At 54.5% G+C, this 17887-nt stretch carries 12 protein-coding genes; 5 read left to right on the top strand and 7 right to left on the bottom strand.

The genetic code is table 11. The features are described from left to right. Positions 1 to 77 precede the first annotated feature (77 nt). Positions 78 to 2009, top strand: a complete 1932-nt coding sequence (locus RJP21_RS05990; protein WP_310858487.1) for a cache domain-containing sensor histidine kinase — start codon at positions 78 to 80, stop codon at positions 2007 to 2009. After that, positions 1987 to 3534: a response regulator gene (locus RJP21_RS05995; RefSeq protein ID WP_310858488.1), complete on the top strand. Its 1548-nt coding sequence runs from the start codon at positions 1987 to 1989 to the stop codon at positions 3532 to 3534. The genes RJP21_RS05990 and RJP21_RS05995 overlap by 23 nt, the downstream gene beginning before the upstream one ends. An 82-nt stretch (positions 3535 to 3616) precedes the next feature. Here RJP21_RS05995 and pgmB read toward each other — a convergent pair whose 3' ends face one another. The 7 genes from pgmB to RJP21_RS06030 form a co-directional block, all read right to left on the bottom strand. Then, positions 3617 to 4288 carry a beta-phosphoglucomutase gene (gene pgmB / locus RJP21_RS06000; protein WP_310858489.1) on the bottom strand — a complete coding sequence of 224 codons (672 nt, stop codon included), beginning with the start codon at positions 4286 to 4288 and terminating at the stop codon, positions 3617 to 3619. 40 nt (positions 4289 to 4328) lie between these two features. Further along, complete coding sequence (locus RJP21_RS06005) at positions 4329 to 6527, bottom strand: MGH1-like glycoside hydrolase domain-containing protein (RefSeq protein ID WP_310858490.1); 2199 nt, start codon at positions 6525 to 6527, stop codon at positions 4329 to 4331. A gap of 45 nt (positions 6528 to 6572) precedes the next feature. Continuing rightward, entirely contained in the window at positions 6573 to 7412 is an 840-nt protein-coding gene (locus RJP21_RS06010) for a carbohydrate ABC transporter permease (RefSeq protein WP_310858491.1), read from the bottom strand. 17 nt (positions 7413 to 7429) lie between these two features. Further along, positions 7430 to 8326 (bottom strand): carbohydrate ABC transporter permease, encoded by an 897-nt coding sequence (locus RJP21_RS06015; RefSeq protein WP_310858492.1) that lies wholly within the window; start codon positions 8324 to 8326, stop codon positions 7430 to 7432. A 110-nt stretch (positions 8327 to 8436) separates the two neighbouring features. After that, entirely contained in the window at positions 8437 to 9747 is a 1311-nt protein-coding gene (locus RJP21_RS06020; RefSeq protein ID WP_310858493.1) for an ABC transporter substrate-binding protein, read from the bottom strand. Positions 9748 to 9777: 30 nt separating this feature from the next. Beyond that, entirely contained in the window at positions 9778 to 12117 is a 2340-nt protein-coding gene (locus RJP21_RS06025; protein WP_310858494.1) for a glycoside hydrolase family 65 protein, read from the bottom strand. 109 nt (positions 12118 to 12226) lie between these two features. After that, positions 12227 to 13237 (bottom strand): LacI family DNA-binding transcriptional regulator, encoded by a 1011-nt coding sequence (locus RJP21_RS06030; RefSeq protein WP_160043444.1) that lies wholly within the window; start codon positions 13235 to 13237, stop codon positions 12227 to 12229. 192 nt (positions 13238 to 13429) lie between these two features. Between RJP21_RS06030 and RJP21_RS06035 the strand changes: the two genes are divergently transcribed. From RJP21_RS06035 to RJP21_RS06045, 3 genes are read left to right on the top strand one after another with little or no spacing between them, the layout of a single operon-like run. Continuing rightward, positions 13430 to 15043, top strand: coding sequence for a response regulator transcription factor (locus tag RJP21_RS06035; RefSeq protein WP_310858495.1), 1614 nt, complete (start codon positions 13430 to 13432; stop codon positions 15041 to 15043). Further along, on the top strand, positions 15043 to 16845 hold the full coding sequence (locus RJP21_RS06040) for a cache domain-containing sensor histidine kinase (protein ID WP_310858496.1): 1803 nt from the start codon (positions 15043 to 15045) through the stop codon (positions 16843 to 16845). Before RJP21_RS06035 ends, RJP21_RS06040 begins: the two co-directional genes overlap by 1 nt. Before the next feature lie 5 nt (positions 16846 to 16850). Beyond that, on the top strand, positions 16851 to 17834 hold the full coding sequence (locus tag RJP21_RS06045) for a substrate-binding domain-containing protein (protein WP_160043447.1): 984 nt from the start codon (positions 16851 to 16853) through the stop codon (positions 17832 to 17834). Positions 17835 to 17887 lie beyond the last annotated feature (53 nt).

Here is a 17887-nt window from a genome sequence, read left to right on the forward strand (position 1 = left end):
AAAAAGCCCCATTTTTGCGCGGGCTTTTTGGATTTTCGTCTTTCTTGCCAATCAATAAATTTCCGGATGTGATTCGAGTGCCCAGACGCTTACGATCTTTGACCCGCGTGCTAATTCAAAGGCTGGAGCAGTACTCTCTGCAGCAGCGGTTGTTTCTTTCCTATATCGTCATCATTCTTATACCCGGCATCGTGTTTTCGCTTATTATTTTCCGGCAGCTGAACGAAAGCTACACGAAAGACGCCATCCGCAAAAGCGAAAGCTCCATCGAAATCGAAAAAACGAACATCAAAAACAATATGGAAACGATGGAACGGACCGTGCAAATCGCTTTGTCGGACCGGGAAGTGATGAATTATCTCGACCGCTCCTCCGAACCGGACCCGTCCGAGCTGATCGAATTCAGCAGCAACACGATGAACAGCCTCCTGCGGCTTCAATTCAACAATCAGGATCTGGAGCATATCCGCATCTTTTCAAACAACCGGTTGATCAGCGAAATATGGCCGGTTTTCCTGAAAGAAACCCGGGTCACGAGCGAGCCGTGGTACGAAGCGGTGAACCGGCTGAACGGAGCGGCCCTTTGGGAAATATCCGAACGCGACAAAGAACTGATGCAAAACCATATCCGCGATGAGAAGGAATTCCGGCAAAAAATGTCGCTGGTGCGCGAAATCGAATATCCGAAGGGCACGCATGTCGGCATCATTCAGGTCGATATGCTGCTGAGCCGTTTTTTCCCAAGCGCTTACGCAAGCCGCAACGGCGATCAATCGCAAATGATCGTCATAGCTTCGGACGGGCGGCTGTATTACGATCAGTCCCGCTCCCTGCTCACCGATTCCGAGCTCGCCGAGGCGAAGCTTGCGGAAAAGCTCTACCCGACGGAAAATGCCGGCGCCTTCCGGCATGTCAACATAAGCCTGTCCGGCAAACCTTATCTCGCCGTGTATGCTTACATCGACGGCATCGACGCGTACGTCGTGCATATGACGTCGCTGCAAGCGGCGCTTTCGGAGCTGAATAAAACCCGGAATACGATTTTGCTGGTGAACGTCGTGTTGATCGCCATCCTGTCCGTTTCGACCTTTTTTCTCAATTCGTTAATTTTGAAAAAATTGCGGCAGCTGACGCTCTCCATGAAAAAAATCCGCCAAGGGGACTTCAACGTCCAGCTTCCGGTCGGCGGCGGCAGCGAAGTCGGCGAGCTGACCTTTCATTTCCGGAAAATGATGGGCAAAATCAACGAGCTGATCGCCGATGCGGTCAACAAGCAGGCCGCAACGAAGGAGGCCGAGCTGAAAACCTTGAAAAACCAGATCGACTCCCACTTCCTGTACAACACGCTTGAAAACATCAAGATGCTCGCCGAGGTCGAAAACCAGCGGCCGATTTCTGACGCGCTGACCTCGCTTGGCAGCATGATGCGCTACAATCTGAGATGGAGCGGCGAATACGTGCGGCTGCGAGAGGAACTGAACCATGCCCGCCATTACGTCGCGCTGATGAACCTGCGGTTTGACCAGCGGATCTTGCTGCGGGCCGAGCTGACGGAGCGGGAGCTCGACCTGGAAGTGCTGAAAATGTCGCTGCAGCCGATCATCGAAAACGCCGTCAAGCATGGCCTGAATGGAAGCGCAGCGCAGACGGGCGATTTAACCATCACGCTCAGCACCTATGCGCACCAAGGGACGCAGATGATCGTGATTGAGGATAACGGCGCCGGGATGTCCCCGGAACAAACGCGCCGGCTGAACGAAACCATCCGCGCTGCCGACGGCGGCGGCCGGAGCGGACCCGGGGCGGAATCCTCCGGAATGTCCGGCGGAGGCGGCGGAAACGGCATCGGACTTCGCAACGTCCATCAACGGCTGCAGTTGTTTTACGGGCAGGAATGCGGCCTTTGGGTCGAAAGCGAGGAACGGCGGTACACCCGGGTGATGATCAAGCTGCCCTACTTTAACCTGATCGGAGGCGAATCCGCATATGTACAGACTATTGATCGTTGACGACGAACGAAATATACGAATCGGGCTGAAAGCCATGATCGAAAGGGAATATCCCTCCCTATTCAGCATCGGATTGGCTGCGGGGGGAGCGGAGGCGTTGGAGCTGCACCGGTCCGAAAAAGCGGACATCGTCGTGACCGACATCCGCATGCCGGGCATGGACGGCCTGGAGCTCATCCGGGAGCTGAACAAGCTCCCCTCTCCCCCGGCGGTGATCATCTTAAGCGGCTATGACGATTTTCAATATGCCAAAGAAGCGATCACGCATAAGGTCCGGGAATATTTGCTCAAGCCGATCGTGCGCGAGGATCTGCACCAGGCTTTGAACCGGATGCTGACGGATCTGGGGAAGGAACAGGAGGTTGCGCGCGAGCTCTCGGAGCTTGGCAAATACCGCGCAGAGCAGGCGGCGGACCAGCTCAATTACATTTTGCTGCATCCGGACCTGCCGGAGCATGAAATCGAGCGACGCTTCGCCAAAGCCGGCCTCTCTCCCTCCTCTTCGCCTTTCGTCGTCGCCGTCGTACGCGAAGAGGGTCCGCGAAACGGCGCTTTGGCGAAGCTGGCCGAGCCGTATTGGAAGGAACGCCGGTCGATCTGCTTCGAGGACAAGGACCGGAACGTGGTCGTCATTGCGGAAGACGAGGCGGCCGTGGCCGATTTTGCCCGGCATGCGATGGACAGAGGGCTTCACGTTCATATTGGCGTCAGCCTGAAAGCGGCGGGCGCCGGACAGTTCAAACGCGGCTATGTCCAGGCCAAGCAGGCGCTGAAGTACCGGATGCTGCAGGCGCAGCCGGGCGGCGGGATCTTTTATTATTCGGACGTTTGGCATCTCCCGATGCCGCAAACGTACCCGGAAGACGCGTTCCGCAGGCTCGCCAACCTGCTCGGAACCGGAAGGAAACAGGACATCAAGGAGCAATGGCACGAGATCATGGATCTCCGCGAAATCAGGCGCCTCGACATCTCCTACCTGGAACGTCTCAGCCGGATGTTGAACGAGCAGGTCATCGACCGGGTGTTTGCCGATTACGGGGAAGCGTCGGTCGAAATTTTGAAAATCTATAAAAAAATCGGTTACCTTTATGACAGCCAAGCGGTTTTCAGCTACATCCACGACGCGGAAGCGCTGCTGCTGCGGTTGGACGATTACGTGAAGGACGTCAAGGAGGCCCATGTCGGGCATGCCGAAATGAAGGCGGCCGTCGACTACATCTGCGAAAATTATGCCAAACCGCTCAACATGGCGACCGTCTCGAACCATGTTTCGTTGAATTACTCTTATTTTAGCGAAACGTTCAAGCAGTTTACCGGGATGAGTTTCGTAAATTACGTCAAAAAGGTCCGCATCGAAAAAGCGAAAGAGCTGCTGGAGCATACCCGCGGCAAAGTGTACGAAATCGCGGAGCAGGTCGGCTTCGAAAGCGTCAAGCAGTTTAACCGGGTTTTTCGCGAGCAGGAAGGCATCTCCCCGATGGAATACCGCGAAAAGGCTTGGGTTCAGGCCGGGGTTCCGGAGTGACCGCCGTTCCAAACCGGCTGCCCAGGGCAAATGAACCAAAAAAGTCCGCGGCAATGATGCCGCGAACTTTTTTGGCCGTTCCCTACGTTTCCATTCCCGCCGAAACCAGAAGATGCTGAAGCGTAAGCTCCTTCGTCGAGGAACATATCAAATCGGCCCCGGAGGGTCCGAGGATGCCGGCCTGGCCGATGCCGACGGCATACATGCCGGCCGCTTTGATCGCCTCGATGCCCGCCTGCGAATCCTCGATACCGACGCAGCCGGCGGGATCGGCCCCGGCCAGCTTGGCGGCCTGAAGGAAAATATCCGGCGCCGGCTTGCCCGGAATACCGCCGGGGTCCACGATGGCATGAAAATATTCGTTCAGGCGGAGCGCTTCCAAAATAAGCGGCGCGTTTTTGCTGGCGGAGGCGATCACCGCAGGGATGCGCCGTTCCCGGAGTTCATGCAGCAGCTCTTGAATGCCCGGATACGTATCCTCGGGGGTCAAGCCCGCAAGCAGCGATACGTATTCGTCGTTTTTTTCCCGGGCAAGACGTTCCTTTTCTTCCTGCGAATAGGCTTGCTCCCGGCCCCCGTGGACCAGTATTCTTTCAAGCGATTGCATGCGTTCGATGCCCTTGAGGGACTCGTTAAAATCGCTGTCGATCGTAATGCCGATCCGCTTGGCCATGTTTCTCCAGGCGATGAAATGGTATTTGGCGGTATCGGTCACGACACCGTCCAGATCAAATAATACGGCTTGCAGTTTCATCGTATGCCTCCCGACTGCCTAACCTGATGCTTTATAGGCTTTATAACGTCATCGTTATTTGCGTTTCTTCGGATATATGGGTGAGCCCGTTCCATTCGAGCACGACTTTGTAACCGGACGGATTGGCGATTTCGGCATGGAGCGCCCCCTCTTTGGCAAGCAGCCGAACGTCCACGGCCGTGTCGCCGATTCTCAGCCGTTCCAGCGTGACCGCTTTGCCTTCCCAGGCGGACGGGATCAACGGTGCGATATGGATCGTCCGCAAGTGGGCCAGCGGTTTGATTCCGACGAAATGCCGGATGATCGGCACCGCCATCGCATACAGCGTCCAGGCCTGCACGGCGCAGCCGTAATCCGGGGACATTTCGCTCATCGAGCCGGGCAGCGCCATCGAAAAGGTCCGCATCATCCGCTGCAGCAGATCAAGCGCCGCGTCCGCGTTGCCGTACACCGCCTCCGCCGTCGCATGCACGCCCGTGGAAATGGTCATCGTTTCGCTTTGGTATAGGCCCGACAAATAAGTTCCGTAGTCCCCGACAAACTCGCCGGAGCGCATCCGCTCGAGTGCGCGAATCCCCTTCTCCCTGTCGGCGATCCCCGTTTCCATCGGGGTGACGATCACCCAGTTTTTGTTCAAAAGCCAGCCCCGGTCCTCTTCCTCGTCGCCGCATGCGGCAAGGAGGCCGTCCAAATATTCCCGGTAACCGGATATCCCGTGTTTCGCGGCGTTTTGGACCAAATGATCCACTTTCGGGACGATATCTTTTTTTGGCGCAACCGCATCCGTAAAAAGCCCCTCCCGCTCGGACCAATATTTGTCGTTGATCGCTTTCCTCATTCGATCGGCCAGTTCCCCATAGTGATCCGCTTTGGCGTCATCTCCCATCACCCTGCTCATTTGGGACAAGGCCCGGGCGGCTTCCGCCGTATAAACGGCCGAGTCGATCAATTCCATGTTCAGGCCGGAAATTTCAATGATGCCGTAACCTGACGGAAATAAATCCCGGTCCGGATCCATTTCCCGAAGCAGCCAATCCAAACCTTGGACGCAGGTCACGTAATTTTCCCGCAAAAATTCGAGATCCCCGTTCCAGCAAAACATATCCCAAATCATCGCGATAAAATGAGCGGTTTCCTGCGTATTGCCCGGATTGGCCACCGCGCCCATCGTCGTGATTTCGTGCACGATCCGGCCGTTGCCGTTGGCGTCCTGGGAAAACCGGCGCAAAAGTTCGACCGTATCTTTGGCCAGCTCGAACTCCCCGGTCGCCATCAACCCTTGAATCGAATACGAATTATCGCAGCCGAACCACCACGGGTAATGCGGCGAACCGGCGGTTAAGCCGCGGCCGATAAAATCCACGCGCTGCACAAGCCACCTTGTGTTCCATTTGATCCAGGCAAAAATATCGTTCAGCCGCTCTTCGCCCTCCACCCCGAAATGCGAAGCGGCTTCGATCCGCTCATAGGTTTTCTTTTTCGCGTCAAGCAGCCCGTCAAAGTCCCGCAGGCTGCGGTAAGTCGTCTCGCATTCTTCTTTGGAGGCATAAGAGCCTGCAATATATGCATGAAAGACGTACGTCTCTCCGGGAGCAAGGATTTTTTCGGCCAAGATCGAAAGCCCCGTGCCTTTCCCAGCCGTCCATTCCGGCCCGATCAGACCGGCGCCTGTGCGAAGCTGCTGTCCGGTGATCCCGGGCATATCGGCCCCGAATTTGACGTACCAGTCGTTTCCGCTGTCCTTTGCGATCCCGGCCCAATCGGACACTTCCTCGAACCGGTCCTCTTCGCCGTCCCGGATGCCGATGTCCTCCGAAAACCATACGGGCCGCAAATCGGTCCGGCAAAGCAGCTCAAGCTCCAGCTCCACCTGCTCAGCCGAATAATTATGGAGCTCGTAACGCACGACCATCCCTTTTTCCAGCTCCGGGGCGAACTGGGTCCGCTTCATGGAGACGGGGATATGGCCCAGTCCGTGGTCGTAACGGAATTCGCCGCCCCATGCGTAATTGATAAATTCGTCGGCTTTGGCCCATACCGAGATATCGCGCTTCCGATCCTTCAGACGAAGCCAAAAGCCGTCAAGCAGCTTGATGGGATGCAGCCAAACGCCGCCCATTTCGCCCGCAACATGATGCCCGAAGTCCGGAAACCATCCATCCTGGGTTCCAATGGCCTTTACGTATTCTCCTGCCGTCAAATAGATCGGAAACGGATGTCTGCTGCTCGCTTTTTTCATTGGTTTCTCCTCTTCTTTTCGTAATCTCGGTTGTTCCCCCGCAGCTTACCCCTTCGTCGCCGACGACAGGGATATTCCCTCGATAAAATATTTCTGCAGGAAGAAAAATACGATGATGGCCGGAAGCATGATCAGGATCGTAGCTGCCATCAGCATGTTCCATTCCACGTTGTACAGCCCTTTGAACATGGACAGGCCAAGCGCGAGGGTATATTTCGTATTCGTGTTCAGATAAATGAGCGGTCCCTGAAAATCGTTCCATACGCCCATAAACGTAAAGATCGATACCGCAATGAGCGGCGGCTTGCTGAGCGGCAGCATGATCCGGGTAAAAATGCTCCAGCGGGACGCGCCGTCCATAAACGCAGCCTCGTCCAAATCCCTCGGAATGCCGCGCATAAACTGCCGGATCAGGAAGATGTTAAAGGCCCCGCCCCCGAAAAACGAAGGGATGATAAGCGGCAGAAACGTATCGACCCAACCGGCTTCCTTGAACATGATAAACATCGGAATCATCGTCACCTGGCCAGGCAGCATCATCGTCGCCAGCAGCACCAGGAACAAAAAACGCTTGCCTTTGAAGCGGAAGCGGGCAAAACCGTACGCGCATAACGCGGAAGAGAACACCGTCCCGATCATGACCGGGATCAAAATGATCAGCGTATTTTTCAGAAACAGAAAAAAGGGAACGGCCGTCACCGCATTTTTGTAGTTATCCCAATGCCATACCTTCGGAATAAAAGAATCCTGGAATACCTCGGCCGGCGACTTCAGCGACGTGGACACCGTCCACAGGAGCGGAACCAGCACGACCGCCGCTCCTCCAATGAGCAGGAGAAACGCGATCAGCTTTCCGAAATTCCATTTTTGTTGTTTGATCGTCATTTTGTTTTCCTCCTCCCTTAATCCCGTTCGTCATCGCCGTTATAGTAGACCCACATGGAAGAGCTGCGGATGACAATGAGGGTGAAAAGCAGGATGATGGCGAACAAAATCCAGGACAATGCCGAAGCATATCCCATTTCGAAGCTGACGAAAGCTTTGTTGTACAAATAAAGGTTGTAGAAAAGGGTCGAATTGAGCGGACCTCCGTTTGTCATAACGAAAGCCTGCGTAAAGTATTGAAACCCGCCGATGATCCCCATGATCAGGTTAAAAAAGATCGTCGGCGAAATCATTGGCACCGTTACGCTCGCAAACCGCCGGAAAGGGCCCGCCCCGTCCAGCTGAGCGGCTTCATACAACTCTTCCGGAACGCCCTGGAGACCGGACAAATAAATGATGATGGTGTTGCCCACGCCCCAGATCCCCATCACGATCAGCGCCCCCAGCGCATAACTCGGATCCTGAAGCCAGGCCGGCCCTTCGATGCCGAACCAAGCCAGGGCCCGGTTCAAAATTCCGTATTCCGGATTGAAAATCATGATCCACATCATGGACACCGCCACCGCAGGGATCACGGAAGGCATAAAATAAATCATGCGGAACAGCTTCATGCCCCGCGTGCGCATGTTGAGCAGCAGCGCGATCAATATGGAAACGATCTGGTACAGCGGCACGGAAACAAGCGCGAATATAAACGTGACTTTCAGCGATTGGTAAAACAGTTCATCATGGAAAATGGCTTTAAAATTATCCAATCCTACAAACTCGATCGAACGAATGCCCGTAATGATGTCCCATTTGCTGAAGGACAAGATCAACGAAAACACCATCGGCCCAAGCGTAAAAAGCAGTAAGCCCAAAAACCAAGGAAGAATGAATAAGTAGCCGGCTTTTTCCGAACGTGGATTTCGCATGGAGACCTCCTTGACGATGCGGATGCCGGCCGGAGTTAACCCGGCCGCCTCATCCGAAAGTAGCTGAAAGGGTGAAGCGGCTTGCGAACCGCCCCACCCCGCTCCCGTTATTACTTGATCTTGCTGTCAACCGTCTTGGCCGCTTCGTCCAAAGCTTCCTTCACCGTGGATTTGTCCAGCAATATTTTTTCCATCGCCTTGTTGAACTCCTCCGTGAAAATCGGAGCGTTGGCGGAACGCATGGAGATCGGCTTTTTCGCAAAGTTCATCATTTCGATCACCGGTTTGTCGACAACTTCCGTGCTCTTCACCTGGTCGAGCTCGGCAACCGTTGCCGGCAGTACCTGCCCTTTTTCGGAGCGGGCTTTTTGCGCCTCGGTGCCCGACAGCCATTTCATCAGTTCAAAGGCTTCTTTTTTATGTTTGCCATTTGCGTTCATGGCCCAGCCCGCGGCGGCGATGATGCTTGCGCGCTCGCCGTTGGCGCCGGAAGGAATCAGGGCCGATCCGTACTCGACGTCCGATTTGTCCAAGTCGCTTTTTACCCAGCGTCCGGTAATCATCATGGCCAGCTTATCGGTCATAAACATGGAGGAGTCGCCGCCGAGCGTTTCGGTATCCTGCGGCGTAGGAGATACGCGGTCCTCTCCTTTGGTCAGCGCAACGTATTTTTCCATGGCTGCGATCGTCTTGTCGCTGTTCATGAAACCTTCGGCTTTCGTTCCGTCCTCGTTGCCGATGTCGGCGCCGTTCAGCCAGAGATAGATGTAAATCGGATATTCCCATTTCGTGGCGTTAAAGCCAAATTCCGTCACTTTGCCTTTGCCGTCCTTTTTGGTCAGCTTTTTGGCGGCGTCGATCATGTCGTCCCATGTCCATTTGTCGCTCGGATAAGGGATTTTCGCTTCGTCAAACATCCGTTTGTTGTACCACAGGGCAAGCGGGTTGAAATCTTTCGGCAGATAGTACAGCTTGCCGTCGATTTTGCCCATATTGATCAGGTCCGGCTGGAATATGTCCGTTTTGAACGAGCCGTCGTTTTTGACGTAATCGTCCAGCGGCTCGACGACGCCTTTGTCGACGTATTTGAAATAATCGCCTTCGCCGATCAGGAACACGTCAGGCGCCTGGCCGGCCGCAAGCGACGTCGTCAGCTTGGTGGCATAACCGTCGCCCGGAACCGGCTCGAAGGTAACCTTGATGTTCGGGTGGGTTTCGTTGAATTGGTCGGCCAGCTTTTTCTCTACGGAATCCGCCGACAATTCCCCCCATGTCGTGAATTTCAGCTCGACGGTCTTTTCCGAAGAGCCGCCGCTTTCCCCGCCGCCGGATGCGGCGTCCTTGGAAGAACCCGAAGAACATGCGCTCAGCACCATGCTGAACATCAACAAAAACGCGAGACCTGCAGAGCATTTTTTCATAACCGTTGACCTCCCTGAATGAAAAATAAATTAGATGTGCATCAGTTCAAATTGCAGCCGGCCTTGAAAACTCATCTTTTTGCCGTAGATCACAAGCTCTATTTCTTCTTGGGTGTCGGCCGAAATTTCCATCCGATCCTTCGTCATGTTGAACTGCAATTTGGTGCCCTTCCAGAACAGCGGGAAGGACAAACGCTCCCACGCATCCGGCATTTTCGGATGCACGTGCAGCGCGCCGTCCAGCATGCGGATGCCGGCAAACCCCATCACGACGCATTGCCAGATCCCGCCGAGCGAAGCGGCATGAATGCCTGCGTCCGACGAGTGTTCATGCGGTCCCAAATCGATTTCGGCGGCTCTGCGGAAAAGCTCGTAGGCCAGCTTTTTGTCATCGAAATCGCTTGCCAGAATGCTGTGCGTCGAGAAGGAAAGCGACGAATCATGCAGCGTTTTGGGCTCGTAATAATCGTAATTCGCCCGCTTGAGCTCGGGCGCGAACCTGTTTTCCAGCAGATAAAACAGCATCAGGATGTCCGCTTGTTTCGATACCTGCATTTCGTTGACCTGGTCCAGGCTGTAATCCTGGAACAAGGTGCCCACTTTCGCCTGCGATTTGTAAGGCGTCAAATCCAGCTCCTGTTTCTGCAGGTAGGTGTCGTCCTGGGCGATGATTCCGCGCCCGTCCGGCTGCGGAAGGTAGATGGCGTCCGCCTTCTCCCGCCATTCCTGCGGTCCGCGCTCCAGCCCCAGCTTGGATTCGAGGCGCTCCAGCAGCTGCGGATCGCGGTCCTTAAGCTCATCGTAATATTGAATGGCAAGCAGGAGATTAAAATGCGCCATGTAATTGGTAAAAGCGTTGTTGTCCACGTGCTCCTTGTATTCGTCCGGACCGATAACTCCGTTGATCTCGTACCTTGAAGCTTCCTCGTTCCACTCCAGGCGGCTCGCCCAGAACACCGCGGTATCGAAAATCATCTCGTAGCCGTAATCGTCCATGAACCGCTGGTCGCCGCTCGCCTTGTAGTAATGCCAAACCGCGTAGGCGATATCGGCCGTAATGTGCTGTTCGATGAATCCCGACCAAATTTTCGTCTGCTTGCCGGTTACGACATCGACCGCTCCCCACACGGGGGTCACTTCCCCGTCGCTTGGCCAAGCGACCTCCCACGGATACATCGCGCCCCGGAACCCGTTTTCTTTCGCTTTTTTTCTGGCCCCTTCAAGCCCAAGATAACGGTATTCCAGCAGCGTCCTTGCCACGCTCGGCTCGCTGTAAATGAAAAACGGAAGAATGAAAATTTCGGTATCCCAGAAGGAGTGGCCCTTGTAACCTTCGCCGCTGAGCCCTTTCGCCCCGATTCCCATGCGGCGGTCATGGACGGGCGTCATGACCGTCATGTGGTAAATCGCGAACCTGAGCGCCAGCAGATCGAAGCGGTGTGCGGATTCGATCTCGACACGGTACCGGCTCCAAATATCCGCCCATGCTTGCCGGTGCTGCTCAAACAACTCGTCGTAGCCCGCCGATTCGGCCTTCTTAAGCGCTTCCAGCGAATGTGCGCGCAGTTTTTCGAGGTCGCCCGCTGCCTCGACGTCCGCGTCCCGGCTCGTATGCACCTGCACCAGCTTGTGCAGCTCCAGCGTCTGCCCGGCCTTCAGCTCCATGCGGTACGCCATTTCCATCTTGCGCCGTTCGATCTCCATCTGCAGGGCCGGCTCGAACGGATGGCCGTCGATCAGGAACCGGTGCAGGGCGCTCAGAACGAAATCGACCTTGGACTCGGTCGTCGTCTGCACGAGCTGAAGATATTTTTTGTCAAAAATCCTTTTCTCGCCTTCATGGAAATGCTGGCTGCCCGAGTTGGCCGCCTGGGCGTTGATGCCGGATGTCAGCCGGAGCGTGATGCCCTCATCCAGCGGCGTCATCCGAAGCTTCATGCCGATCAGGTGCAGGTCATCCTTTGAAACGAAGCGGCGGAATTCGAACCGGATTCTTTTTCCGTCGGGGCTCCGCCAAACGAAGGAACGGGTCAGCTCCGCATCGCGCAGGTTGAGCGTCCGTTCGTAATCGGCCGTATCGCCGGTTTCCAGCGAGAAACGCCGGCCGTCGACCAGCAGCTCGATCTGCGTCACGTCCGCCGCATTCGGCAGTTCGGTCACCTCCAAATCGTCGAACCGGTTAAACGTGCCGTTTACGAACAAGTTCCGGGTTCCCCCGATATAAGCTTCCTCCGTGGCGGAGCGAAGTCCCATATAACCGTTCCCCAAAGACATGACCGATTCGCATTTGCCCTGAGCCAGCGGATTGAATGACGTTTCCGTAAAGCTCCACTGCTCGAGTTCGGGTGTTTGCCCGTTGTAGCTTAGCATGTATTCCAACTCCAATCTCTGTCTAAAAAGCCTTGATTTCAGGGTATCGAAATCGATTTCGAAACCCTCAAAAAAATATGGTTTATCAGGGAAAGCGCTTTCGGGCAGATTATATCATCGCCACAGATTCCCTGTCAACCAGATGAAACGGAATTTTTTGATGCACCCCTGCCGCCTTTTTTTCAAGAATGCGAATCATCTGCTCGAACGCCAAAAAGGCCATCTTCTGAAAATCTTGGTGGATCGTCGTCAGCCGAGGGGTCGTATAGCCGGACAGCACGATATCGTCAAAGCCGATGATCGAGAGCTTTTCGGGAATGCCGATTTGAAGCTCGCGGCACCGGCTCATAAATCCGATCGCCATCAAATCGCTGGCAAAAAAAACGGCCGTCATCTCCGGATGCTCCCGCAAATAGGAATCGGCCAATTCATAGGCGTATTCCTCCGTATAATCCCCGTTAACGACAAGGGATGGATCATATGGAATGCCGTTTTCCGCCAGAGCTTGGCGGTACCCTTCAAGGCGCTCCTTGCTCACGACGGCATAATTATGGCCGTTCACCATGCCGATTCGGCGATGGCCGTGGTCGATCAAATATTGCACGGCGCATTTCGCCGCCGCGATGTTGTCCGTCATGATCGAGCCGGTATACGAACCCGTGATGTCCGCATCGATGACGACGCACGGAAAGTTGCTGTCGACGATTTCGAGGAAATAAGGGTCCGTCGTTTTCAAACCGGTGATAAGCGCCCCGGACACCTTATGCTCTTTGCAAAACTGCCAATACGATTTGTCCTGCTGCTCGGACAAGCTGCGCGTATACAGCAGCACTTCATAGTTATAATGGGAAGCCGCCTCGAAAATCCCCGTCATCATTTTGAACAGCACGCCGTCTTTGCCATTGGAATACTCGAAATTGGAAAAAATGAGGGCGATGGATTTCGTCACCTTTTGCTTCAGGTTTTTGGCCAGCATGTTCGGCGAATAATTAAGCTCCTCCACGGCCTTCAGCACTTTTCTTCTCGTTTCCTCGCTGACGTCGCTGTACCCGTTCAGCGCCTTGGACACCACGGTGGTCGATACGTTCGCGTGTTTCGCCACATCTTTTATCGTCGCCACCTGGTTCACCTCCTGTAAATTTGCAACGTAATGCGGAATGATCACATATTCACTAATTAAATCACAGCGCCCAAATCCTGTCAAAATGGATTTCCCGCGGCCGTCCCAAGCCGGGAATTCGCTGTGTTCATAAAAATCCTTTTAAAGTATAATTATTCCATATGGGACATGATCAGACAAGGGGTGGCACCGATGTACAAAGTTTTTATCGTCGACGACGAAGCGGTCGTGCGCGACGGCTTGAAACGGACGATCGACTGGCGGGAGCACGGGTTTGAGCTGGCCGGCGATTTCGCCAATGGCCGCGAAGTATTGGAGGTGATGGAGCATACGGTACCGGACGTCATCATCTCCGATATTTCCATGCCGTTTATGGACGGGCTAGAGCTTGCCGCAAACGTCACCAAAAAGTACCCGTACGTCAAAATCATCATCCTGACCGGCTTCGACGAATTCGAATATGCGCAGCAGGCCATCCGGCTCAAGGTGTCGGATTTTATTTTGAAACCGATTACAGCCCATGAAATGCGGGAGCTTTTGCGGAAGGTCAAGCTTGAAATGGATGAAACGGCCCGGCAGCATGAAGATTTAAGCCGCTTGTACAGCCAGTTGAAGCAAAGCCTGCCGCTGCTCAAGGAACGTTTTTTGGAACGTTTGGTCGTCAACGGATTGCGGCCGTCCGAAATCGAGGAACGTTTCCAATACTTCGGCCTTCCTCCGCTTTCCCCGCCGCAGCTTGTCATGGTTGCGGATATCGACGATTTCGGCACCCGGCAGCTTCAGCCGGAGGCGGCAAACGACACCGAGATTCTTCGCTACGCGGCATACAATGTGCTCGAGGAAATCGCCGAACGCGAAGGTTTGCTGCTGTTCCGGACGCGGGAAGAACGGCTCGTGCTGGTCGTCTCCGGCCTTGCCGACGAAACGGAGTTGTACGAGCATGCCTGCCGCATCGCCGAGGAGGGAAGATTTTACATCGATAAATTTTTGAAATTTACCGTCAGCTTCGGCGTCGGGCAAGCGGTCGGGTCCGCCGAGGAGCTTCCCGTCTCCTACAAAAGCGCCCTCTCCGCGCTGGACTACCGCTTTTTGCTCGGCAAAAACCGCGTACTCAGCATTTTGGATTTCGAAAGCCGGCCTTCCTACGACGACCGTTCCCGCGGCGACTGGGACCGCCGGCTCGCTTCCGCGGTCAAAACCGGTTCTTTGCAGGAGGTTCGCCAGCTCATACAGCAGTTCGTCGCCGATCTGAAGGAAAGCATGGCCCCGCTTGATGCCTGCGTCCTCCAAATCCAGAAGGCCATCCTTTCGCTCATCAATACGACGCAGGAGCTGGGGCTCGACAACGCCCGGCCGATCCGCCTGACCGACGTCTACCCGTTCAAAACGCTGGACGAAATCGGGGCATGGCTCGAAGACGCGGCGTCATCGGTCATGTCGGCCATCGCCGACAACCGCAACCATCATACGCTGGCGCAGATCCGCAAAGCGGTCGAATACATCGAAACCCACTACGCGGAAGAAAAAATCTCGCTGCAGGACATATGCCGCCACTGCTTGATGAGCACAAGCTATTTCAGCCTCGTGTTCAAGCAGCATACCGGCGAAACCTTCGTCGAGTATTTGACCCGCATCCGCATGGACAAGGCCAAGGAAATGCTGCAGCATACGATGATGAAATTTTACGAAATCGCCGGCAAGGTCGGGTACGGCGACCCGAATTATTTCAGCATTTTATTCAAAAAACATGTCGGCATGACGCCGCGCGAATACCGCGACAAATACGCCAAGGAGAGCCGGGCCTGATGCTCAGACTGAACAAGCGCAATTCCGTCATACCGTTTCCGCCGTTCAAAAGCATCCAATCGAGCATTTTTTTTACGTTTTCCTGCCTGATTCTGGTGACGGTCATGGTCATCAGCTTAAACAGCTACCGCTTGTCGGTGGACGCGGTCGAAACGAACTCCCAAAGCTACGTACAGGAAATCATCAGGCAGGTCAACTCCAACATCCAATCCTACATCGACAATATGGAGAACATCAGCATGCTTGCCATGACCAACAAGGACGTCAAATATTACATTTCCAACAACAGCTTTATCAGCAAAAGCGACCGCATGCCTTACGAGAAACGGATTTCGGATTTGTTCCAAGCGATTTTGTACTCCCGCAAAGACATCTCGGCGATCATGGTGTTCGGGTACAACGGATTTTACGTGTCGGACCGGCGGATCACCCTTCTCAATCCGTACACGAAGCTGGAAGAGCAACCTTGGTACGTAGAGGCGAAACAAAAAGGAGGCCAATCCGTCATTTCTCCTCCCCACGTCCAAAACATCATCCAGAACGAATACCGCTGGGTCGTCTCCTTGAGCCGGGAGCTCAAAAGCACGGACGGGATCCGGGGCGAGGGCATTTTCCTGGTCGATCTGAACCTCAGCATCATCAACGACATTTGCAGCAAAATCAATATGGGCAAAAAGGGTTACGTCTTTATCGTCGACAAATCCGGGAACATCGTCTACCATCCGCAGCAGCAGCTCATCTACAGCAATTTGCGCTCGGAACAGATTTCGCGGGCGGCCGCGGCCAAAAGCGGCACCTCCTTTACGGTCGACGACAACAAGGGCAAACGCGTGTACTCCGTTCAGGACACCAATTTCGGCTGGAAAATCGTCGGCGTCGCCTATACGGACGATTTGATCGCCAACGAGGGCACGATCCGCAACTCGATTTTGATGTACGCCTTGATCGGAATTCTTTTTTCCCTGCTGCTGTCGCTGTTTTTGTCCTACCGGATTTCGCGGCCTTTGCGCATTTTGCAGCGCGACATGAAAAAGGTCGAGCGCGGCAATTTCGACGTGCGGACCAACATCGAGCCGATCAACGAAATCGGGCAGCTCGGACGCTCCTTCAACCTGATGACATCACAGATCAAAAACCTGATGGAAGAAATCATCGAAAACCAGGAAAGCAAGCGGAAAAGCGAGCTGATGCTTTTGCAATCCCAAATCAACCCGCATTTTTTGTACAACACGCTGGATTCGATCATCTGGATGGGCGAGCAGAAAAAACACGAGGAAGTCGTGCTGATGACCTCCGCCCTGGCGAAGCTGTTCCGGGCCAGCATTACGAAAGACAAGGAGCTTGTGCCCGTCCGCGTCGAAATAGAACATATCACCAACTATTTGCTGATCCAGAAAATGAGGTACGGCGAGCAGCTCGAATACGAAATCGACGTTTCCCCGGATATCATGCACTACAAAACGCTGAAGATCCTTCTGCAGCCATTCGTGGAAAACGCCATTTATCACGGCATTCGCAACAAGCCGGAGCCGGGCAAAATTACGATCCGCGGCCGCGAACGGGATGAAACGATTCTGTTCGAAGTCGAGGACGACGGCATGGGCATGACGCCGGAACAAGTGGAAGGCATCTGGACGACGCATGGCAAAAAGCTGGGAACCAAATCGACGAGCGGCATCGGCATCGGCAACGTCAATGAACGGATCAAGCTGTTTTTCGGGCAATCGTACGGCATTCAAATCCGAAGCGAGCCGGAAGAAGGCACGGTCGTGACCATCGCCATTCCGAAAATAAAGGAGTAGCGCCTATGCGAATACAACGTGCCACGCTGCTTTTGACCATCATTTTTGTTGCGTCCGTCGTGTATATCATTTTATATTTCAAGCTGTTTATCCCGGCGCCGGAGCATGAACGGAGCGTTACCGTCATTTTGAAGGAGCATAACATCCGCTCGGATTTTTGGCAGACGGTCAGCAGCGGGGCCAAAGCCGCCGCCAAGGAAGCGGGCTCGGAAATCACCATTACCGGCCCGCTGCAGGAAACCGACATCGACGGTCAGGTCGGGCTGCTGGAGGAAGTATTGGAGCAGAAACCGCAGGCCGTCGTGATCGCCCCGATCAATGACGACAGGGTGACGGACAAGCTGCAGAAAATTCAGGAGGCGAAAATCCCGCTCGTCATCATCGACACGCCGGTCAATCTCGCGTCTTCGCCGACTTTCGTGTCCAACGACCATACCGCCGCGGGCGTGCAGGCGGGCAAAGCGGCGCTTGCGCAGACAGGGAACCGTCCGAAATCCGTCATCATCGGCGATTTTGCCTCGTCCGGCGTCTCGGCGGAAAGGGAAAAAGGGGTGCGCCAAGCCCTCCTTCCTTATCCCCAAAGCGTATACGGCACCTACTACTGCTCGGATTCCGAGGAACGCGCGTATTTGATCGCCAAAACGATGATGCGTGACCACCGCGATTTGAACGCCATCATCGCCCTGAACGAGTCGGCGGCGCTGGGAGCGGCCAAGGCGATCAAGGACCAGAGCAAAACCGGGCTGATCAAGCTCATCGGGTTCGATACCTCGGCTTACGAAATCCGTCTGCTCGAGGAAGGGACGTTAAACGCGACGGTCGTGCAGCAGCCGTTTAACATCGGTTACCTTGGGGTGCAGACGGCGCTGGATATGCTGGACGGCAAAAAGGTAAAGCCGGTCACTTACACGAATTCGATCGTCGTCACGAAAGCAAATATGTATTCGCCTGAAAACCAAAAGCTGTTATTCCCTTTTATCGATAAATAATTGTTGCAATATAGAATGAACTAAAGAAATGAAGGTTATAGGGCCGCATCGGG

It is taken from the genome of Paenibacillus sp. VCA1 (genome assembly GCF_031583795.1).
Taxonomy (GTDB): domain Bacteria; phylum Bacillota; class Bacilli; order Paenibacillales; family Paenibacillaceae; genus Paenibacillus_AQ; species Paenibacillus_AQ albilobatus.